Annotated in this window: 4 protein-coding genes; all 4 read left to right on the top strand. The window is 46.9% G+C overall.

Translation table 11 applies throughout. The annotated features are described in order from the left end of the window. Positions 1-724: dihydrolipoamide acetyltransferase family protein (locus KCX82_RS22630; RefSeq protein WP_227020708.1), on the top strand; the 724-nt coding region annotated here is incomplete at its 5' end. A gap of 24 nt (positions 725-748) precedes the next feature. Beyond that, positions 749-2,500 carry a dihydrolipoyl dehydrogenase gene (lpdA, locus tag KCX82_RS22635; protein ID WP_227020709.1) on the top strand — a complete coding sequence of 584 codons (1,752 nt, stop codon included), beginning with the start codon at positions 749-751 and terminating at the stop codon, positions 2,498-2,500. 115 nt (positions 2,501-2,615) lie between these two features. Further along, positions 2,616-2,876, top strand: a complete 261-nt coding sequence (locus tag KCX82_RS22640) for an HPr family phosphocarrier protein (RefSeq protein WP_227020710.1) — start codon at positions 2,616-2,618, stop codon at positions 2,874-2,876. 17 nt (positions 2,877-2,893) lie between these two features. Further along, the coding region (ptsP, locus tag KCX82_RS22645) for a phosphoenolpyruvate--protein phosphotransferase (RefSeq protein WP_227020711.1) at positions 2,894-4,575 on the top strand (1,682 nt) is incomplete at its 3' end.

Raw genomic sequence — 4,575 nt, forward strand, 5'->3', positions numbered from 1 at the left:
AGAGACGCAGTTCACACCGGATGGAAAAGAGATTCTGGAAGTGATCCCATACAGCGGCATCAGGAAAATTATCGGAGAGCGGTTAGCCTACAGCAAGTTTACCGCACCGCATCTGTACTTCACACAAAAGGTAAATCTGGAAAAACTGCTTGACCTGAGAAAACAGATCAACGAGGCACAGGAGAAGAAAACCTCCGTGTCAGATTACATCGCAAGGGCGGCGATTAAATCACTTCAGAAGTATCCAGAATTGAACGAATCCCTGATTGATGACAAAATCGTGAAATACAAGAGTGTAAACCTGGGTATTGCGGTAGCGGCACCAAGCGGACTGATCGTTCCGGTGATAAAAAATGCGAACCAGAAGTCTGTTGTAGAAATCTCCAAAGAGTCCGGTGTTCTGTTTGAGAAAGCCAGAACCGGAAAACTGACTCCGGATGAATACACCGGCGGGACCTTTACCATTTCCAATCTGGGTATGTTCGGCATAGAGAACTTCACTGCCATCATCAACCCGCCTGAGGTTGGAATTCTGGCAGTCAGCGCCACAAAGGATGAGCCGCTGGTAGTAGCAGATGCAAATGGAAACAAAACCATCGGGATTAAGCCCATGATGAACATCACCCTGACGGTAGACCATCGAGTCATCGACGGGTTGCTTGCGGCACAGTTTGTAACGGAAATAAAGAGACTGCTTGAAAATCCGATAGAACTATTCATATAGAGGGAAGAGTAAAGGGAGAATAAAATGGCAACAGCAATCATTATGCCCAAAGCCGGCATGGCTATGGAGGAAGGAACCATCGTCAAATGGCTGAAGGCGGAGGGAGATAAAGTGGAACAAGGGGAGCCCTTGTTGGAGATTCTCACCGATAAAGTAAACATGGAAGTAGAAGCCCAGGTGACAGGAACCCTGATCAAGATCCTTCATCAGGAGGGGGACGTGGTGTCCGTTACAAAGACCATCGGATATCTGGGAGCGGCAGGTGAGAAAGTCGATATTCCGGAAAAAGCAGAAGTACAAAACAAATCGGAAGCTCAGCTTACTGCCAAAGGAAAAGCGGAGCCTGATGAGGCAAAAGCAGCGCCTGTGCCCCATGAAGGGACTGGGGTTTCCGCTGATTCGGAGCCATATGACGTAGTGGTTATCGGCGGAGGCCCGGCAGGCTACGTAGCCGCCATCAAAGCTTCCCAGCTGGGGGGCAAAGTAGCCCTGGTGGAAAAGGATATCGTAGGCGGAACCTGTTTGAATAGAGGCTGCATTCCCACAAAGACCTATCTAAAGAATGCAGAAATACTGGAAACCATCCATCACGCAGCCCAAAGAGGAATATTGCTAAGTTCCACCGACTATACCATTGATATGGATAAGATCGTAGCGGTAAAGAATGATGTGGTGAAGACCTTGACCAATGGAGTGGCAGGACTGCTAAGAAGCTACGGAGTCAAAACCTACAAGGGAGTCGGAAAAGTCACAAAGGATAAGAAAGTGACCGTAGACGGCAAAGAAACCATAGAAGCGAGAAAGATCATCCTGGCGGGAGGTTCCAAGCCATCCAGGATCAAGATTCCGGGAATGGAAAGCAGCTTGGTCCTGACCAGCGATGAAATTCTGGACTTGAAAGAGATCCCGGAACATCTGGCAATCATCGGCGGAGGAGTAATCGGAATTGAACTGGCCACCGTGTTTCGGGCTTATGGAAGCCAGGTGACCATTATTGAAATGGAAAACAGGCTGGCACCCATGATGGATCAGGAGATCTCCGGGGAGCTGGCAAGAGTGGCAGAAGAGAAACACATCAAGGTGATGACCGGGACGAAACTGGAAAAGCTGCAGGAGAAAAATGGCAAGCTTCTGATCAATACCGACAAAGGGGAACTGCAGGCCGACAAAGCCCTGCTGTCCATCGGCAGAGTGGCAGACCTGGAGGCCATAGAAGACCTGGATCTGGAACTGGTCCGCGGCAAAATTAAAGTCAATGACAAGATGGAAACCAGTATGGAAGGTATTTATGCAGCTGGAGATATGAACGGGAAATGGATGCTGGCACATGCTGCCTTCAAAATGGGAGAAGTGGCAGCGGCCAACGCCATGGGAAAAGAGGAAAAAGTAAATCTTGCTTATGTTCCAAGCTGCCTTTATACGATGCCTGAGGTTGGAAGCGTAGGACTCACTGAAGAAGCAGCCAGGGCGAAGTATGACATCGCCATCGGGAGATTTTCCTTTGGAGCAAATGGCAGAGCGTTGGCATCCGGCGAAGGGGCAGGCTTCGTGAAAGTGATCATTGACAGAAAGTATGGAGAAATTCTTGGAGTGCACATCCTAGGACCGGCTGCTGCTGAAATGATTAACGAGGCAGCGTCATTGATGAGCATGGAAATCACAGCCCATGAGGTTTCAGAGATCATTCATGGCCACCCGACATTTTCGGAAGCATTCATGGAAGCGGTGGCTGACAGCCTGAAAAAATGCATTCATAAACTAAGACCCAGTTCATAGGGAGTTACAACTCCCTATGAACGTGAGGTCGTGTTATCCGGGGGCTAAGCAGGAGTTTTAGAGTTGCTTGGCCATCGGGCAAACCCAAAGTGAACTGATAGAAGGAGATTAGAAAATGCTAAGTAAAGAAATCATGATCAAGAACAAAACAGGGCTTCATGCAAGACCTGCAGCCCAATTTGTGAAAGAAGCAGCAAAATTCAAATCTGCCATTTCCATAGAATTTAAAGAAAAGAAAGTCAATGCAAAAAGCATCATTCATGTACTGTCTGCAGGCATAGCCGCAGGAAGTATCATTCATCTTTCTGCGGAAGGAGAGGATGAGCAGCAGGCCATTGAACGTCTTTCTGAAGTTATTGAAAAGTTTGAGGAATGAGGAATAAGGTGGGAAAGATGAAGATTGGAGTTGCCTGTTCGCCCGGTTTGGCCATTGAGAAAGCATATATTCTGGAGGAACCGGAAATATCCATTGATGTTAATTGCATTCTGCAAAATCAGGTTGAAGACGAGCTTGATAAGCTCGAAAAGGCATTCAATCAGTCAAAGGAACAGGTGGATGCTATCTATCAGAAAACACTGCTCACAGTAGGGGAGAAAGATGCGGAAATCATTCAGGCTCATCTGATGATTCTGGAAGACCCCATTTTCTATGAGGAAATCAAAGATGCTGTGAAAAATGAGCTTTGGAAAGCAGAGCATGCAATCATGAAAAAAGTGGAAGAGCAGGTCGCTGTGTTTGAGATGATTGACGACCCCTACATTAAGGAAAGGGCAGCAGACATTAAGGATGTAGGGAATCGATTGCTGATGAATGCCCTGGGACTTGAGATTAAGGACATCTCTTGCATGGAGGAAGAGGTGATCATTGTTGGTCATGACATTACACCGTCTCTGATGGCTACCCTTGACAGGAACCATGTAAAAGGAATCATTGCTGAAGTTGGCGGTGCAACCGCTCATACGGCGATCCTTGCAAGGAATATGGAGATCCCGGCTATCCTGGGAGCTTCCGGCGTATTATCCATGGTAAAGGATGGGCAGATTCTTATGATTGACGGCAGCAAGGGCGAAGTGGAAATTGATCCTGAAGAAGAGAAAGTCGTAGAAATTAAAAAAAAGATAGAAAAAGCTAGGCTTATCAAAAGAGAGCTGAGTCAGATCAAAAACCTGCCAAGCAGTACCCGGGACGGACATCATATTGAGCTTGTGGCCAATATCGGTTTGCCCATAGATACAGAAAAAGCATTGGAATATGGAGCAGAAGGTGTGGGACTTTTCAGAACGGAATTTCTGTATATGGACAGAAACAGCCAGCCTGACGAAGAAGAACAGTTTGCATCCTATAAAAAGGTGCTGCAGGATATGAGCGGGAAACCTGTCATCATTCGTACGCTGGATGTGGGAGGGGATAAAGAAATTCCTTATTTCAACCTGCCCAAGGAAGAAAATCCCTTCCTTGGTTATCGGGCCATCCGAATTTGTCTGGAAGATACGGAGCTCTTCAAGACCCAGCTCCGAGCCATACTTAGAGCCAGCAAGTTTGGAAAGGCACTGGTGATGTTTCCCATGATCTCCGGCGTAGAGGAAGTGATCCGGGCAAAAGCCATTCTGGAAGAAGCAAAGGAAGAATTAAGGCAAAGAAACCAGGAGTTTGATGATAATATTAAGGTGGGCATCATGGTTGAAATCCCATCGGCGGCAATTGCTGCAGATTTATTTAGTGAGGAGATCGACTTTTTTAGCATCGGAACCAATGATCTGACCCAGTATACCCTTGCTGTGGATCGCGGAAACACAAATGTGAGCAAGATCTATAACGGCTTTCATCCTGCATTGCTTAGATTGTTCAAAAATGTAATTGAAGCTTCTGAAAAGAAAGGCAAATTCACCGGCATGTGCGGTGAACTGGCAGGAAATCCTCTGGCAACCCTGCTCCTTCTAGGCATGGGATTCCATGAGCTGAGCATGAGCCCCAGTTCCATTCTTAAAGTAAAGAAAATTGTTACTTCGGTTGACAGGAGCTATGCACAAAAAGTGGCACAGCATGCCATGAGCCTTACCAGAGCGGAAGAAAT

This window comes from Sinanaerobacter chloroacetimidivorans, from assembly GCF_018128545.1.
GTDB classification, from domain to species: Bacteria; Bacillota; Clostridia; order Peptostreptococcales; family Anaerovoracaceae; genus Sinanaerobacter; species Sinanaerobacter chloroacetimidivorans.